This window comes from Lentzea indica (assembly GCF_012184385.1).
Classification (GTDB): domain Bacteria; phylum Actinomycetota; class Actinomycetes; order Mycobacteriales; family Pseudonocardiaceae; genus Lentzea; species Lentzea indica.
In genome coordinates, this window is the sequence record NZ_VSRL01000204.1 from 1 (window position 1) to 16,082 (window position 16,082).

Annotated in this window: 16 protein-coding genes; 8 read left to right on the forward strand and 8 right to left on the reverse strand. The window is 68.8% G+C overall.

Features of this window, described 5'->3' with window-relative positions; translation table 11 throughout:
- On the reverse strand, positions 1-459 hold a 459-nt coding region (locus FXN61_RS36670), incomplete at its 3' end, for an MFS transporter (RefSeq protein ID WP_312878274.1).
- Between the two features lie 71 nt (positions 460-530).
- On the opposite strand from FXN61_RS36670, the gene FXN61_RS36675 reads away from it, so the two are divergent.
- Positions 531-1,466: a GlxA family transcriptional regulator gene (locus FXN61_RS36675; protein WP_167978529.1), complete on the forward strand. Its 936-nt coding sequence runs from the start codon at positions 531-533 to the stop codon at positions 1,464-1,466.
- Here the strand turns inward: FXN61_RS36675 and FXN61_RS36680 are convergent.
- A complete protein-coding gene (locus tag FXN61_RS36680; protein ID WP_312878275.1) occupies positions 1,445-2,983 on the reverse strand; it encodes a PH domain-containing protein in 1,539 nt (512 codons plus the stop codon). The two genes, FXN61_RS36675 and FXN61_RS36680, sit on opposite strands and share 22 nt — an antisense overlap.
- Positions 2,980-3,462: a PH domain-containing protein gene (locus tag FXN61_RS36685; RefSeq protein ID WP_376770790.1), complete on the reverse strand. Its 483-nt coding sequence runs from the start codon at positions 3,460-3,462 to the stop codon at positions 2,980-2,982. The genes FXN61_RS36680 and FXN61_RS36685 overlap by 4 nt, the downstream gene beginning before the upstream one ends.
- A gap of 287 nt (positions 3,463-3,749) precedes the next feature.
- Between FXN61_RS36685 and FXN61_RS36690 the strand changes: the two genes are divergently transcribed.
- Positions 3,750-4,988, forward strand: a complete 1,239-nt coding sequence (locus FXN61_RS36690; protein ID WP_167978530.1) for a helix-turn-helix domain-containing protein — start codon at positions 3,750-3,752, stop codon at positions 4,986-4,988.
- A 222-nt stretch (positions 4,989-5,210) separates the two neighbouring features.
- Here the strand turns inward: FXN61_RS36690 and FXN61_RS36695 are convergent, their stop codons facing one another.
- From FXN61_RS36695 to FXN61_RS36705, 3 genes are read right to left on the reverse strand one after another with little or no spacing between them, the layout of a single operon-like run.
- A complete protein-coding gene (locus FXN61_RS36695) occupies positions 5,211-6,539 on the reverse strand; it encodes a LuxR family transcriptional regulator (RefSeq protein WP_167978531.1) in 1,329 nt (442 codons plus the stop codon).
- 28 nt (positions 6,540-6,567) lie between these two features.
- On the reverse strand, positions 6,568-8,067 hold the full coding sequence (locus tag FXN61_RS36700; protein WP_167978532.1) for an AMP-binding protein: 1,500 nt from the start codon (positions 8,065-8,067) through the stop codon (positions 6,568-6,570).
- A 52-nt stretch (positions 8,068-8,119) separates the two neighbouring features.
- Entirely contained in the window at positions 8,120-8,320 is a 201-nt protein-coding gene (locus FXN61_RS36705; RefSeq protein WP_167978533.1) for a hypothetical protein, read from the reverse strand.
- 175 nt (positions 8,321-8,495) lie between these two features.
- Here FXN61_RS36705 and FXN61_RS36710 point away from each other — a divergent pair, with 175 nt between their 5' ends.
- Positions 8,496-9,683: an NAD(P)/FAD-dependent oxidoreductase gene (locus FXN61_RS36710; RefSeq protein WP_167978534.1), complete on the forward strand. Its 1,188-nt coding sequence runs from the start codon at positions 8,496-8,498 to the stop codon at positions 9,681-9,683.
- Here FXN61_RS36710 and FXN61_RS36715 read toward each other — a convergent pair.
- Entirely contained in the window at positions 9,680-10,150 is a 471-nt protein-coding gene (locus FXN61_RS36715) for a MarR family winged helix-turn-helix transcriptional regulator (RefSeq protein WP_246292452.1), read from the reverse strand. The two genes, FXN61_RS36710 and FXN61_RS36715, sit on opposite strands and share 4 nt — an antisense overlap.
- 82 nt (positions 10,151-10,232) lie before the next feature.
- On the opposite strand from FXN61_RS36715, the gene FXN61_RS36720 reads away from it, so the two are divergent.
- The 3 genes from FXN61_RS36720 to FXN61_RS36730 all read left to right on the forward strand — a co-directional run bounded on the left by FXN61_RS36720 (position 10,233) and on the right by FXN61_RS36730 (position 13,129).
- Positions 10,233-10,814 (forward strand): FMN-dependent NADH-azoreductase, encoded by a 582-nt coding sequence (locus tag FXN61_RS36720; RefSeq protein ID WP_167978536.1) that lies wholly within the window; start codon positions 10,233-10,235, stop codon positions 10,812-10,814.
- Positions 10,815-10,823: 9 nt separating this feature from the next.
- Entirely contained in the window at positions 10,824-11,216 is a 393-nt protein-coding gene (locus tag FXN61_RS36725; RefSeq protein WP_167978537.1) for an NUDIX hydrolase, read from the forward strand.
- Between the two features lie 233 nt (positions 11,217-11,449).
- Positions 11,450-13,129: a glycoside hydrolase family 97 protein gene (locus FXN61_RS36730; RefSeq protein WP_246292453.1), complete on the forward strand. Its 1,680-nt coding sequence runs from the start codon at positions 11,450-11,452 to the stop codon at positions 13,127-13,129.
- On the opposite strand, the gene FXN61_RS36735 is transcribed toward FXN61_RS36730, so the two are convergent.
- Positions 13,130-14,263, reverse strand: coding sequence for an MFS transporter (locus FXN61_RS36735; RefSeq protein WP_167978539.1), 1,134 nt, complete (start codon positions 14,261-14,263; stop codon positions 13,130-13,132).
- Positions 14,264-14,413: 150 nt separating this feature from the next.
- Here FXN61_RS36735 and rox point away from each other — a divergent pair, with 150 nt between their 5' ends.
- Positions 14,414-15,838, forward strand: coding sequence for a rifampin monooxygenase (gene rox / locus FXN61_RS36740; RefSeq protein WP_167978540.1), 1,425 nt, complete (start codon positions 14,414-14,416; stop codon positions 15,836-15,838).
- Between the two features lie 45 nt (positions 15,839-15,883).
- Positions 15,884-16,082 (forward strand): tetratricopeptide repeat protein (locus FXN61_RS36745; protein ID WP_167978541.1); only part of this gene is annotated, 199 nt, incomplete at its 3' end.

The window sequence follows — 16,082 nt, forward strand, 5'->3', positions numbered from 1 at the left end:
CACCAGCGGCAGGAACACCAGCTGTCCGGCCGCGCCACCTGCGGTCAGCACGCCCGTGACCAGGCCGCGGTGCCGCACGAACCACCGTCCGGTGATCGTCGCGACGAACGCCAGCGCCATCGAGCCGGTGCCCAGCCCGACGACGACACCCCAGAACAGGACCAGCTGCCAGGACGCGGTCATGAACACCGTCAGTCCGCTGCCGATCGCGACCATGGTCAACGCGTAGGTCACCACGACACGCACGCCGAACCTGTCCATCAGCGCGGCCGCGAACGGCGCGGTCAACCCGTACAGCAGCAGGTTGATCGAGATGGCGAGCGAGATCGTGCCGGTCGTCCAGCCGAACTCGGCGCGCAACGGCTCGATCAACGCGCCGGGTGCCGCGCGGAACGACGCGGCGCCCACCAGGGCGATGAAGGACACACCAGCGACAACCCAGGCCCAATGCAGTCTCACAGCGACAAGGTTCGGTGACGGTGGACCCGCCAACCAGTGGCCGGACAGCCAACATGTGAAAGAATCCGGCCATGCACCGGATCGCCGTTCTCGCGCTCGAACAGTCCGTCGCGTTCGACATCGGCAGCGCCACGCACATGTTCGCCCGGCTCGCGGACAGGTACGAGGTCGTCGTCTGTTCGCCGGACCGCCGCCCGATCCCCACCACCGGCGGCTTCACCATCGCGCCCGAGCACGGCCTGGAGGTGCTGAAAGACGCGGACACGGTGCTCGTGCCGGGTACCCACTACCCGCCTGCGCGGGAAGGCAGGCTCGAACCCGCCGTCGCGGAGGCGCTCACGACGACGAACGCGCCGCGGATCATGTCGATCTGCACCGGCGCGTTCGTGCTCGCCGCCGCCGGGCTGCTCGACGGCAGGCCCGCGACCACGCACTGGGGCACCACAGACCAGTTCCGCGCGCTGTATCCGAAGGTGCGGCTCAACCCGGACGTGCTGTTCATCGACGATGGCGACATTCTCACCTCGGCGGGCGTCGCCGCGGGCATCGACCTGTGCCTGCACGTCATCAGGTCCGACCACGGCAGCGAGGTGGCGAACTGGATCGCCCGCTACTGCGTCGTCCCGGCGTGGCGGCAGGGCGGCCAGTCCCAGTTCGTCGACCGCCCGGTGCCCAGCTACCCGGACACCTCCACCGCGCTCGCCCGTGAATGGGCCTTGGAACGCCTCCAAGAACCCCTCGACCTCGCTGCGATGGCCGCACAGGTGCGGATGAGCGTGCGCACCTTCACCCGCCGGTTCCGCGCCGAGACCGGCATGTCACCTGGCCAATGGCTGACCCAGCAGCGCGTCGACCGCGCCCGGCACCTGCTTGAGTCCACGGACCTGCCGATCGACCAGGTCGCCAGGCACGCGGGCTTCGGGACGGGCGCGGCGTTGCGGCAGCAGCTGGCGGCGTCGATCGGGGTGTCGCCGTCCGCCTACCGTCAGACGTTCCGCTCGGCTTGACCTTCCGCAGTGGACTCACCGACCAGGAACGGGCGCAACAGATCCGGCACCGCCTCGTCGGCCAGCGCCAGACCGTCGGACTCGCCGACGTCCGTCACGTGGTAGACGCCCGCACCCGCCGCGGTGGTCGCGCCGATCGTCATCAAACCGCTGCGGCGCTGGAAGAACGACCGCTGGATGCGCCAGCCGATGATGCCGGTGCGCTGCAACGCCACGGTGCTGCGGACCAGGGAGTTGTTGCGCGTCACCAGATAACGCTCGTCGAGGGCGTTGCCGAGCGAGCGGTAGTTGTCCCAGCCGACCAGCGCGGCGAACGGGATGATCGCGACGGGGATCGGCCACGCCCACGACGGTGCCCAGATCGCGAGGCCGACTGCGATCACGACCCACGGCACCACGTGCCGGAACAGGCTGCGGCGCAGGGCGGCGAACGGGTGCTTGCGCAGCCTGCGCGTCGTCGGGTCGTCGTCGACCTTCAGCACGTCGCGCGAGACCTGGTGCGCCACGGACAGCGGCGCCGGCGGCAGCAGCAGGTTGCTCTCGCCCTTCGACCCCAGGCCGGTCGTCACCGCGGCGGCTTTCGCGCCCTTGCCCAGACGGACCAGCAGCGGTTCCTGGATGTCGACGCCGCGCAACCGTTGCTCCTCCACCGAAACAGAGCGGGTGGTGAGCAGACCCCGTTGCACGCGCAGGGTTCCGTCGGGCTCGCGCGTCAGCTGGTAGTTCCAGAACTGGAGGATGTAGAGCGGCACCGACAGCACGAGGCCGGCCACGACCAACGCCACCAGGAACGCGCCGAACAGCGTGAAGCTCGGGTGCTCGAACAGCCACTCCCACAGGTCCTGCACCGGGTGCAGGCCGAGGTCGTCGGCGTAGTTGGACAGCACGCCGAACACGGCACCGATCGCGACCAGGCCCGAGAGCGAGAGCGGCGCGAACTTCAGCCACTTCAGGTCCAGCCTCGAGATGACCTCTGACTCCGGCAGCACCGGTTCCGCGTGCGGCTCGTCAGCGGAGGCGGTCTTCGGCGCGACTCCCTTCTGCAGCAACAACACCCGCAGCCGTTCGGCCTCCTCCTGCGTCACCGCGTCGAGCGTGAGGCCGTCCGTGCCGGGGACGTCCTGCTGGCCGGTGCCGATCCGCACGGCGGAGAGTCCGAAGACGCGGTGACCGGGCTTCGAGGTGAGGTCGACCGTCCTGATGCGATCGCGTGGCACCGCGAGCTGCTTGCGGGTCAGCAAACCCGTGTGCAGCTCGACCTGGTCGTCGGTGATGCGGTACTTCGTGGTGCGCCAGATGAGGTAGCTGAACGCGAGGATCGCCGCGACCGTGGCACCGCTGGCGATGAGACGCCACTTCTCGCCGTTGCCGGTGAACAGCAGGACGAGGATGGGCACCAGCATCGCGATGCTCTCGTTGAGCGGCCGCACGATCAGCATGCGCACGTGCAGGCGGTGCCACTCCGCCAGTGGTTCGGTGAACTCCGGCGCCGCGGGCAGGTCGGCGGGGGTGCTCACGTGGCATCACCCGGCGTCGCCTGCGTGGTATTCGTCAGCTCCACCACGAGCTGCTGCGCGACCTCGTGGTCCAGGCCCTCGATCTCGACGGGGCCTGCGGCCGACGCGGTCGTCACCGTGACCGTCGAGAGGCCGAGCATCTGCTGGAACGGCCCGCGCTTGGTGTCGATGGTCTGGATCCGCGACACGGGCGCGACTCGCCACTCCTGGTTCAGCCAGCCGGAGAGGGTGTACACGGCGTCCGGCGTGGTCTCCCAGCGGTGCACGCGGTACCGCCAGCTCGGCTCGACCGCGGTGTGCACGACTCCGACGACCAGCGTGGCGATCATGAGGGCCAGCTCCCACGTCGGCGGCTCGTTCACCAGCAGGAACACGATGAGCTGGGGAATGAAGAGCACCAGCCAGAACACGGCGGCCTGCATCGTCCACAGCAGGACCGACTTCGGACTCACCTGGTGACGAGGCGTGCGCAGTTGCAGAGTCACCCCACAAGGGTGCCTCACTCACAACTGGCGATGTGGCCAGGTGCGTCAATTGGTGTGTCGGTGGTGAGGTGGTCTTGCTTGCGAGGGAGGCAAGACCACCTCGACCGGGTATGACGATCAGGGCCGAACGCAGTACGGCGGGTGGAAGCCCGCATCGGGGTCGTCGGCGGAAGCTGCTCCACCCAGCGCGATCAGTGCGCTCAAACTGAGGATCACTGCGGCGATGGTTCGAGCGATAGTGTTCAACTTCATTGAGGTGCTCCGTTCGATAGGTGGCGGCCGTGGATGAGGGCAGGAAGTCGTTGACGAGGTTCGGTGCGCGTTTGCGCGCGGTCCGGCTGCAACGCGGTTTGTCGCAAAAGGACCTCGCGTGCCCCGGTGTGTCCATGAGCTACGTGTCGAGGCTGGAGTCCGGCGAACGGGTGCCGTCGCCCGCCGTCGTGCGCAGGCTCGCCGAGGTGCTGGACGTCGACCCGTCCGAGCTGATGGTCGACGAGGACCGCACCGCGATGCAGGACGAGGCGCTCGCGTGGTGCGAGGCGCTGCTCGCCTACCACGACGGTGATCTCGTGATGGCCGTCGACCTGCTGGAAACGCTGGGAAAGCGGTCGGACGAGGAGATGTTCGGCTGGTGCGTGCGGTGGACGCGCCTGGTGATGCTGGCGAGGCAGCGCGACCACGAGGGTCTGCTGCTGGCGGCGGCGAAGCTGCGCAAGTCGTGGTCTCCCGGTCCGGCGGTGGACGCGCTGGTGGAGATCCTGCGCGCATCCTCGTTGCGGCGCCTCGGCCGGACGGCCGAATCCGTGAAGGCGGCGAGCGAGGCCGTCGAGCTGGCCAGTGGTGACGGCGAACGGGTGCGGCGCGTCAACACCCGAGCGCTCATCTCGTTGTGCGCGGAGCTGACCGCCGCCGGACGTCTTGCCGACGCCGAACAGGTCGTCGACCAGCTTTCCGTGCGGCTGCCCGAACTCGGGCGCGACCGGCTCGCGATTTCCACGTGGTGGGCGCGGGCCAAGGTCGCGGACCGCCTGGGCGACCGCATGGAGGCCGCGCACTGCATTCGTGAGGCCGTCGAGATGCTCGACGACTTCGACGGCGATCCCGAGTACCGGTGCCGCGTTCGCCTGGCCGGCGCGTCCATCGGGCTGCGCACGCCGGGAGCGAACCTCGACGACGTCGTTGCGTTGCTGGACAAGGTGGAGACGACGGTCGCGGCGATGCGCAGCCAGGACGGTCTGCTCGCGCACGCCCGCGCGTTGCGGGCGGAACTGGCGTTGCGCGACGGCGAGGTCGACAGGGCGCGGGAGCTCGCGGAAGGCGCGATCGCGACCGGGCAGTTGGACGACGAGCAGCAGTTGCGGTGCCACCTGCTGCTCGTGCGGGCGGCGGACGAGGTCGACCCGGACGGCAGCGCCGGCGCGCGCACGGCGCTGGCCGCGGTGCTGGAGCACATCAACCCCGAGGGCGTCGATCCGCTCCTGTGGCGGGACGTGGCTCGCATAGCCCTTCGCAAACACTGAGGGCGCGAGCACTGAGGCTGGGCGGCGTTGCCCGGTCATGACCGCCCCTCGCTCGTTAACTGGACACCTTGTTAACGGAGCATGACACAGACCAGTTACCCGTCACATCACCTAATTTCACCGCGCCTGCGTGGGTAAATCACCCAAGAACCGGCAGTACCTCGTCAGCGACAAGCGACCGAACGGGCGATTGGACCCCGGTCTGGTCGGACCAGTTGTCAATTACTTGACAATAGATGACTCGCCGGTGGTCAGGTTCATCCACCAGACGACGGCCCCGGCGCGCCCGTTGACGTCAAGGGTGGCGTAGATCCGCTGGAGGTGGTTCTGCACGGTCTTGGGGGACAGGCCGAGCGTCTCCGCGATCACCTTCGTGGTCGCTCCCGCCGCCACGAGCCGGAGCACCTCGATGCCACGCTTGGTGAGCCCGGCCCTGAGCGCGCGGGCGATCCGGGTGTTCGTGTGCTCCGCGGTGCCGGTCTCGTGCAGCTCGCCGGCATGAGGGACGCGCACCACGGCGTCCTCGCGCTTGGGCTCGAAACGCCTGTGCGCCAACTGTTCCACGAGTCGCGACGACAGGTCGTGCTCGCGCATCCGCAGCAGGTCGCGGCCTTCCTGAAGTTCCCACAACCGGTACTGCTCCAACTGGAGCCGCGCGTGCCGCAACGCCAGTTTGAGATCGCCGGATCGTTCGTAGGCCTCACTGAGCTGTTGGTGCGCGTGCACCGCGACTTCCCGTGCCAGGCAGCTCATGGCGAGCTCGGCGGCCTGGATCAGCTGGGTGATCTGGTCCGGGTACCGCTTGCGCGCTCCACTCAGCCTGGCGCGTGCCATCAGCGCCTCCGCCCTCGCCACCGGGCGGTTCCTTCCGGCAAGCAACTGGTCAGCGCGCTGCCAGCTGCGGTTCGCGCGGTCAAGTTCACCCAGATCGATGCGCACGTGTGTCAGCAGAACGTTGACCATCGCCATCCGCACCGGGTCGCCGACCTGCTTCCACCTGTCTCGGACCTGTGCGCACAACGCCTCCGAGCGCCGGAGCTTGCGCACGCACGGTTCGCCGTCAAGGCTGCAGCGGCTCTCCTCGGTGCGGATCATGCAGTGCTCGTGGTACTGCATGCGCATCACTTTCGCCTGCTCGAACAGCACCGACCCGATCAGCTCGCTGTCGCCGGTGAGCTCGGCCAGCCCGAGCGCGCGGGCGAACGAGTTGAAGCTCCGCTCCCGCGAGTCGAGCCGCAGTTCCACCACAGCACGGGAAAAGCTGCACCGCGCCTGCAGTCCGATGTGGCGGTTCGCCGCCGCGATCTCCTGCACCCTGTCGATCGTGTCGAGCGCGCTGGGCCACAACCCGCGTTTGCCGAGCGCCACGGACTGCGTCAGCACGCCCTCGGCGACACCCTCGGCGTCGTCCAGCCAGGTGAACGCGGCAACCGCTTTCTCCGCGTACTCCAGCGCGTCGCCTGGCCTGCCCTCGTCCAGTGCGATGCGCGCCTCGCGCAGGTTGTGCACGGCGTTGGACCGCGGATCCGCCGTCCTGCCGGGAACCGTCATGATCGAGCCCCCTCTTCGGAGGCTGAGCCTAGCCCCGTTCGCGCAATTGACGTTTCAACACTTTTCCCGCTGCGTTGCGCGGCAACTCGTTGAGGAAGAAAACATCCCGGGGAACGGAGAACCGCGCGAGGTTCGCCTTCACGTGTTCACGTACGTGTTCGGCCGTCAGGGTTTCCGCGCCGACGACGAACGCGGCGAGACGCTGGCCGAACTCGTCGTCCGGCACGCCGAGCACCGCGACCTCCGTGACGCCGTCCAGCGTCGAAAGCAGGTCCTCGACCTCGCGCGGATACACGTTCTCGCCACCGGAGACGATCATCTCGTCGTCTCGGCCGGCCACGAACAGCAGGCCGTCCTTGAGATGGCCGAGGTCACCGGTGGACATCAGGCCGTTCAACGACTCCTTGCTGGTGCCGTTGGTGTAGCCGTCGAACAGCATCTCGTTGCCGACGAAGATCCGGCCCGTCTCGCCAGGCGCGACGGGCTTGCCCTGATCGTCCACAATGGCCAGCCGGGTGCCGAGCGGCGGTCGTCCCGCGGTGCCGGGCTCGGCGAGCAGCTCCTCGGGGGTGGCGATGCTCGCCCAGCTCACTTCCGTTGAGCCGTAGAGGTTGTAGAGCACCGGGCCGAACTCCTCGAGCGTGCGGGCGGCGACCCGCGGCGGCAGGGCGGACCCGCTGGAAGCGATGATCCGCAGCTTCGGCCGGTGCGGCGTCTCCAGCATGCGTTGCAGCGTCACGGGAACCACGAACATCGCCGTGCACTGCTCGGCGTCCTTCAGCGCTTGCGCGGGGTCGAACTTCCGGCGTAGCACCAGGGTGGCGCCGAGCACGAGCCCGAGCTGGAACGCGGCGAGGCCCCAGGCGTGGAAGAGCGGGGAGGTGATCGAGATGACGTCACCGTGCCTGAGCGGAATCCGTGACAGCAACGCGGCGGCGGGGGCGAGGCTCGCGGGTTCCGGGCGCCTGGCGCCCTTCGGCGTGCCGGTGGTGCCGGAGGTGAGGACGATCAGCCGGCCGCGCGGAGGCCTGCGAGGGAGTGACTTCTTCGGCCCGTTGATGATCAGCGACTCGAGTTCGTCGCTGAAGAACGTGGGAGTGTCGGGCAGCAGGTCGGCGAACTCGCGGTCGGCGATGATCCTGTCGAGCTTCTGGTCCTGCGCGACGTGGGCCAGTTGTCCTTTGCTCAGCCCGGTGTTGAGCAGGACGGCGTCGGCGCCGATCTTCGTGCAGGCCGTCATCGTCTCGATGAAGCCGCGGTGGTTGCGGCACAGCAGGCCGACGCGTTCCCCGGCTCGGAAGGCGTGCGCGAGCCGGCTGGTGCGCTCGTTGACTTCCGCGTACGTGAGCAGGCCGTCGTCGTCGATGATCGCCGCACGGTTCGGGTGTCGTCCTGCGCCTGTTTGATAACCCCACGCGAGTGTGATGTCCCACTGCAGATATCCGCGCACGGTGCCGGCGAGCCCTCGCGGGCCCAACGGCCGGATCACTCCGGCTTTGACCAGGGTCAGCAGCACTCGGGTCAGCATGTGGCCACTCTGCCACCTACCTACTTGCGAGTAGGTAACGCTGTGACAGCGGTCACATATCGGTGTCGGACGCGCTCACGACGGCGTCGCGCAGTGCGGCCCGCAGCCTGCCGACCTCCAGTGGTGTCAGAACAGCGGCTTCTCCCGGCGGCACGGTGACCACGATGTGCCCCTGGCTGACGAACACCGTCATGTCCCGTCGGCGCGAAGCGATGTCGCGGCAGCTCACCTGCCACTCCTCTTTGGCTCCCACGGGTTTCTTCCTCCAGCTGCTCGGCGCGCCGGCCCGGCGGTGCCGGCGCTCGCACAGATGAGACGCGCGTCACCGGGGGTCATGACGGAGGTTCCGGCTTCTCCGTCGAGCGACCGCGCCGAGCTGCGGATAGCGTCGCACGTGGGATGAGACTTGGTCACCTGGAGGGGTGAAAATGGCGGAACCGCAACGCATCGTGATCGTAGGAACGGGCCTCGCCGGTGCCTCCGCGGCAGGCGCGCTCCGAGACCGCGGCTACGGCGGCAAGATCACCATGTTCGGCACCGAGCACCACCGACCGTACGAACTTCCCGCGCTGTCCAAGGACGTGCTGCTGGGCAAGGCCGCCGAACCCGCGTGGGTGCACGAGCCGAGCTTCTACGCCGACAACGAGATCGACCTCCAGCTCGGCGTCTCGGTGCTGGAGCTGCGGCCCGGCGATCACTCGATCGTGGACTCCGATGGAGCAGTGCGTTCCTACGATCGGCTGTTGCTCGCGACCGGATCGCGTCCGCGCGTTCTGCCTGGCGCGCAAGGACATGTGCTGCGGACCCTGGACGACTCGCTGGCGTTGAAGTCGGCGTTGCGCGAGGGCAGGCACGTCGTGATCATCGGCGCGGGCTGGATCGGTTGCGAGGTGGCGTCCGCGGCCCGCACGCACGGCTGCCGCGTGACAGTGGTCGACCCGCTTTCCGAACCGCTGGTGCGTGTGCTCGGCACCGGGATGGGCCAGATGTTCCGCGGCCTGCACGAGGAACACGGCGTCGAGTTCAAGCTGGGCACCGGCGTGGCGGGCTTCTCGCCGTCCGGCGTGAGGCTGGACGACGGTACGGAGCTGCTGCCGGACGTGACGGTGCTGGCCGTGGGTGCGGCACCACGGCTCGAACTGGCCGAGGCGGCCGGGCTGGAACTGGCTGCCGGTGGTGTGGCGGTCGACGCCGCGTTGCGCACGTCCGCACCGGACGTGTTCGCGGCCGGCGACATCGCGGCGCACGACCACCCGCGCTACGGCGGGCGGATCCGGGTCGAGCACTGGGCGAACGCGAAGGACCAGGGCACGCACGTCGCCGGCCCGCTGATCGGGCTGGACGAGCCGTACCAGAAGTCGCCGTACTTCTTCACCGACCAGTACGACCTGGGCATGGAGTACCGCGGGCTCGCCGACCCCGACGACGAGCTGGTCGTGCGCGGCGACCTGGCCTCGCGCCAGTTCATCGCGTTCTGGCTGCGGGACGGGCGGCTGCGGGCGGCCATGAACGTCAACGTCTGGGACCACGGCACGGCGTTGCAGGCACTGGTGGACGCACAGGCGACGGTGACGCCGGCACAGCTGCGTGAAGCGGACCTGGACTCTCTTGCCTAGAGGCAGGACCCGTGCACGGGCGCATCACCGTCGGCGAGGTCGATCAGCGCCTTGCGGACGACCGCCATCTCCTCGTGGGTGAAGCGGGCGCGGAGGGAGCGTTCGATTTCGGCGAGCGCGTCGCCCGCCCGCTTCTGCAGGTCGCGGCCCTTGTCGGTGATCACCGGTGTGCGCACCCTGCGGTCCTTGGGATCGGGCACCCGCATGATCAGGCCGATCCGCTCCAGCTTGTCGAGCTCGCTCATCAGCGTGGTCTTGTCCAGGCCGAGCATCGCCCCGAGCTTGAGCTGGGTGCGCTGACCCTCCTCGTTGGTGAGGGCCTGCAGGACCAGCTGCCCGCGCGGGGAGATGCCGAACTTCGCGGCCTCGTCGGCGAACGCCGCTCCGACCCGCTGGGCCGCGCGGTGCAGCAGCCAGTTGAAGTCCCACTTCTCCACACATGCGGAGATCGGCTGCTGCTCCTCCATGTGGTCCATCCTACATCCTGGTGAGGATATTCTCGGCCCAGAACATCTTGACTCGGAAGTTCTTCACTCGTATGTTCTTGGTATGACCAACCTGCTGCACATCGACTCGAGCATTCGCCGCGAGGGGTCGGTGACCCGCGAGATCACCGGTGCGTTCGCCGACGTCTGGCGGTCCGCGAACCCCGAGGGCGCCTACACCTACCGGGACCTGAACGCGGCGCCGATCCCGCACGTGGACGGTTCCGTGTCCGGCATCAAGGCCGACCTGGTCGCCGAGGTGAGGGCCGCCGACGTGATCCTCATCGGCGCACCGATGTACAACTTCTCGATCCCGTCGACGTTGAAGGCGTGGATCGACCAGGTCGCGGGACAAGAGTTCTTCCCGCGTGAGGACGGCACCTTCGAACTGGGCGGCAAGCGCGTGGTCGTGGTGACCGCGCGGGGCGGTTCGTACAAGCCGGGCACGCCGCGGGAGGGTTTCGACTTCCAGGAGCCGTACCTGCGGGCCGTGCTGTCGATGATCGGGCTCGACCACAACCTGGAGTTCGTCCACGCCGAGCTGACCATGGCCGACGCCAACCCGCAGCTGCACCAGTTCCGCGAGCTGGCGGTCGAGTCACTGGCCGACGCGCACCGCGTGGTGAAGGAACTCGCCTCCGCCTAGCCTGGCGGCATGATCGACAAGATTGCGTGGATCCACCTGGAGGACCGCCGGGTGCTCGGCACCAGGTCGGCCGGCAAGGACACGTACTACCTGCCCGGTGGCAAGCGGGAGCCGGGCGAGTCCGACGTCGAGACGCTCGTGCGCGAGATCCGCGAGGAGCTGTCCGTCGAGATCGACGCGGCGTCGGCAGAGCACGTCGGGACGTTCGAAGCGCAGGCGCACGGCCGTTCGTCGGGGGTGACCGTGCGGATGACCTGCTACACCGCGTCGTTCACGGGGGAGCTCGCGGCGGCCAGCGAGATCGAGGAACTCGCGTGGCTCACCACCGCCGACGCGGACCGGATCTCGCCGGTCGATCGCATCATCTTCGCTCATCTGTACGAGGCAGGGCTGCTGTCCTAGGCTGGTAAGCGCTTTCCCAATCCTGTCCACCTACCGCCGCCACGCTGTAGGGAGTGACACGCATGGGGTTTCGCAACAGATCAGTGCTGCTGGTGGCGGTGTGTGCGACCGCCGCCGGCGCGCTGGCCGGCACAACTCCGGCCATCGCAGAGTCTGGAGAGTGGCGCGTCGCTGCGCCCGTTGGCAATCAATCCGTTGCACCAGAAGCACTTGTCCGGCTCGACAAGGGGAAGTTGAGCCTTTCGGTCCGGCACGGCGGCACCACGGTGCTGGAGCCGTCCGCGCTGGGCATCCGCACCGCCGACGCCGACCTGACATCAGGGCTGAAGTTCGTCGGGTCGTCGTCGCGGCTCGTCCAGGACTCGTACACGACCGTGTCCGGCAAGAAGCGCCAGCACACCTACGTCGGTACCGAGACGACCTTCCACCTCCAGCGGCTGGCTGAGCGGTTGGACGTCGTGGTGCGCACGTCCGCGGAAGGCGTGGCATACAGATACGTGCTGCCATCCGGCAAATGGGCGACCGTGCTCGGTGAGGCATCCGAGTTCGCGGTGCCTGCATCCGCCGACAAGTTCATGCTGCCGTACGACAACGGGCGCGGTGACTACGAGACCGCGCACGTCCGTGTTGCCGAGAAGGGCGTCGAGTACGGCTATCCGGCGCTGTTCAAGGTTTCGGACTCGTGGCTGCTGCTCGCGGAATCCGACGTTGACGGGCGTTACGGCGGTTCGCGGGTCGTCTACGACGGGTCGCGCTATCGGCTCGTTCTGCCTGACCCTGCCGAGACTTCCGCTGGTCCGCTGGCCACGCCGTGGCGTGTGCTCGGGGTCGGCTCGCTGGAGTCGCTGGTGGAGAGCTCGCTGATCACGTCACTGGCGCCGCCGTCGAAGATCTCCGACACCTCGTGGATCAAGCCCGGCACCGCGGTCTGGTCGTGGTGGGGTGACGGCACCGGCAATCTGGCTCTGCAGAAGCAGTACGCGGACTACGCGGCCAAGCAGGGGTACAGGTACAACCTCGTCGACTCCGGCTGGAGCGCCGACTGGATCCCCGAGCTGATCTCGTACTCGAAGGCACGCGGCGTCGAGACGTGGCTGTGGGTGCGTTGGCAGACCATCGACACCGACAGCGAACGAGAGCGTCTCTTCGCCCAGTACCGCTCGTGGGGCGCGGTGGGCCTCAAGATCGACTTCGTGGAGTCCGACGGCCAGGACCGCATGCGGTGGTACGACGCCGTGTACGCGGCGGCCGCGAAGTACCAGCTCATGCTGAACTTCCACGGCGCCCCGATCCCGCGCGGCACCGAACGCACCTGGCCGCACGTGCTGACGGTCGAGGCCGTCAAGGGCGCGGAGGGCACGAAGCCGCGTCCCGGCAGGGAGCCGTTCCCGATCGAGCACTACCTGACGTTGCCGTTCACCCGGAACCTGACCGGCCCGATGGACTTCACCCCGGTGACGTTCTCCGGTGTCCGTCCCAACTCGGACGCGGCCGAGCTGGCGCTGGGCGTGCTGTACGAGTCCGGTGTCCAGCACTTCGCGGACAAGATCTCCAGCTACGCGGCCTATCCGGTCGCTGAGCAGTTCCTGCGCACCGTGCCGGCCGCGTGGGACGAAACGCGGCTCGTGGCGGGAGATCCGGGCAAGCTCGCGGTGCTGGCGCGGCGGTCCGGCTCGACGTGGTTCCTCGGCGCGGGGGCCGCGGGTGATCCACGTGACCTTTCGGTCGGAACGGGATTCCTCGGCTCCGGTTCCTGGTTGGTCGAGCTGTACCACGACAGCCCGACGGGAAAGATCGCGTTCGACACCAAACGTGTTGTGGCGGGAGACTCCCTGACGGTGCCCGTGGCTCGCAACGGCGGTTACGCGGCCCGGCTCTGCCAGGTTCCGCCGGCCGCCACCACCTGCGGCTGATCACTCCATCTGGTCAGTCGCCCGCCACGCGGGGGCCCGGCGCGCAGTGAAGCGGCGCGTCCGGCCTCCGCGTGCCCAGATGGCCGTCACGGCCGTGATCACCGCGACGATCACGTAGATCCACTGGAAGCTCAGGTGTGCGACCAGCACGGCGCCGACCGCGAGCCCGGCGGGAACGCCACCGAAGGCGATGCTCGTCGCGGTCGCACTGACCCGGCCCAGCACGGCCTGAGGTGTGCGCCGCTGCACCAGCGTGGCCACCGCGATCACGGTCCAGGCGAGCCCGGCGCCATGCACGAACCCGGCCGCGAGCACTGCCGGCAGCCATGCTGTCGTGCGTGCCAACGCCGCCACCGCGATCAGGACGAGTCCGACGGCGACGTTCGCGCGTTTGCCGGCGAGGCCCGCGAGCACCGATCCGGCGCCTTGGACGGCCGTGAGCACGCCGAGGAACTCCGGGCTGTGGTGGAGGCCCTTCTCCACGAGCGGGAACGACGCCGCGGTGTGCAGCGAGGCCGCGAACAGCGCCGTAGCGGCGCCAGCGATCGGCCAGGTGAGCGCCTTGAGGTGGGGCAGGCTCGGTGTCTCGCGCGGTGCGGGAGGTGGCTCGTCGACCCTGACCATCGTCGTCGCCGCGGCAGCCAGCAGGAACGACAGCGCGTCGATCGACACCACGGGCCAGGCACCGTACGCGGCGAACAACGCCGCGCCCGCCAGAGGTGCCACGAGCTTCATGCCTTCTTGCAGCGACATGCGCAGGCCGTTGACCGCGGCGAGCCGGTCGGGTGGGAGAAGTGCCACCAGCAGCGCGGGTTCTGCCGCACTGACCAGCACCGACTTCGTGCCGTAGATCAGCAGGACCGCGAAGATCGCCCACAGCTCGTCGGTGAGGAGCAGCACCGCCAGCACCGGGACCATCGCGAGGTTGGTCCAGATCAGCAGCGGTCTTTTGCGGAACGAGTCCACGAACCGGCCCAACCACGGCGACAGCGCGCCCGGCGCGTACACGCACAGCAACGCCAGCGTGGCGAGGGCGTCGCTGCCGGTCAGCGACTTCACCCAGATCCCGGAGACCAGCAGCATCGCGCTCGTTCCGAAGAACGACAGCACCAGTCCAGCGAAGTACCACCGCACCACGTCGCACCCCCAGATACGACAAAAGGCGGGGAGCACAGCTCCCTGCCCCACTTGAACGTATATCGCACCCCTGCTCTTGCGGCAAGACCCCGTGCATGCTTCATCATTTCCCGGCCAACGAGATCTACCTGGGGAAATGGGGAATCCATGATCGACGTCATCATCGCCGGCGGCGGACCGACAGGCATGATGCTGGCTGGCGAGCTGCGGTTGCACGGCGTGCGGGTGGTGCTGCTGGAGAAGGACCTGGAGCCGACCAAGGTCGTCAGGGCGCTCGGTCTGCACGCGCGCAGCATCGAGATCCTGGATCAACGCGGCCTGGCGAACCGGTTCCTGGAGCCCGGCAAGACGCACCCGCTCGCCGGGTTCTTCGCCGGGATCGAGAGGCCCGCGCCGGAACGGCTGGACACGAAGTACCCGGTCGTCCTCGGCCTCCCGCAGCCGATCATCGAGCGCCTGCTGACCGAGCACGCCGTCGAGGCCGGTGCCGACATCCGGCGTGGCGGCACGGTGACGGGGCTGTCGCAGGACGACGAAGGGGTGACCGTCGAGCTGGCCGACGGCACGTCGTTGCGGGCGCGCTACCTGGTCGGCTGCGACGGCGGCCGCAGCACCGTGCGGAAGCTGGCAGGCATCGACTTCCCCGGCGAGCCCACGCGGGTGGAGACGCTGCTGGGCGAGATGGAGATCGGCATGCCGTGGGAGGACGCGATGCCGCTGATGCTGGAGGTCCGCAAGACGCAGAAGAGGTTCGGCATCGGCCCGTACGGAGACGGGGCGTACCGGGTCATCGTGCCCGCTGAGGGTGTGAACGAGGACCGCACTGTCATGCCGACGCTCGACGACTTCAAGCAGCAACTGGTCCGGATCGCAGGCACCGACTTCGGCGTGCACTCGCCGCGCTGGATGTCCCGCTTCGGCGACGCCACCCGGCAGGCAGAGCGCTACCGGTCCGGCCGCGTCTTCCTCGCGGGCGACGCGGCGCACATCCACCCGCCGACCGGCGGTCAGGGCCTCAACCTGGGCGTGCAGGACTCGTTCAACCTGGGCTGGAAGCTCGCCGCGGCGGTGCACGGCTGGGCACCTGAGGGATTGCTGGACTCCTACGAGGCCGAACGGCACCCGGTGGCAGAGGAGGTCCTGAACAACACCCGCGCGCAGATCGAGCTGATGAAGGTCGAGCCGGGGCCGCAGTCGGTGCGGCGGCTGTTGACGGAGCTGGTGGCGTTCGAGGAGGTCAACAGGTACCTGATCGAGAAGATCATCGCGGTCGCGATCCGGTACGACTTCGGTTCCGGCAACGACCTGGTGGGCAGGCGGATCGGGGACCTCGCGCTCAAGCGCGGCGGGCTGTACGAGCAGATGCACGCCGGTCACGGGATCCTGCTCGACCAGACCGGCCGGTTGTCCGTGGGCGGCTGGGCGGACCGGGTCGACCACGTCGTCGACGTGAGCGAGGACCTGGACGCACCTGCGGTGCTGCTGCGGCCGGACGGGCACGTGGCGTGGGTAGGCGAGGACCAGGAGGGGCTGGAAGCGGAGCTCGCTCGCTGGTTCGGCACCGCAGGCTGAGGTCACCCGTTCGGGGGCAGGGAGCGCGCTGTCACACTGTGCGGCGTGTCCGAGCCGACGACCGCGGTGCTGCTTCGCGCAGCCGAGCTCACCGCCTCGGGGAAGCCGCGGCAGGCGATCGACCTGCTGCGGCCCCTCGTGGCGGCGAACCCTCGGCACGCCGAGGCGTGGTGCAGGCTCGCGGCCGCCCACCTCGACCTCGGCGAGGCGGACCACGCGCTCGACTCGGCCAAGCGCGCGATGG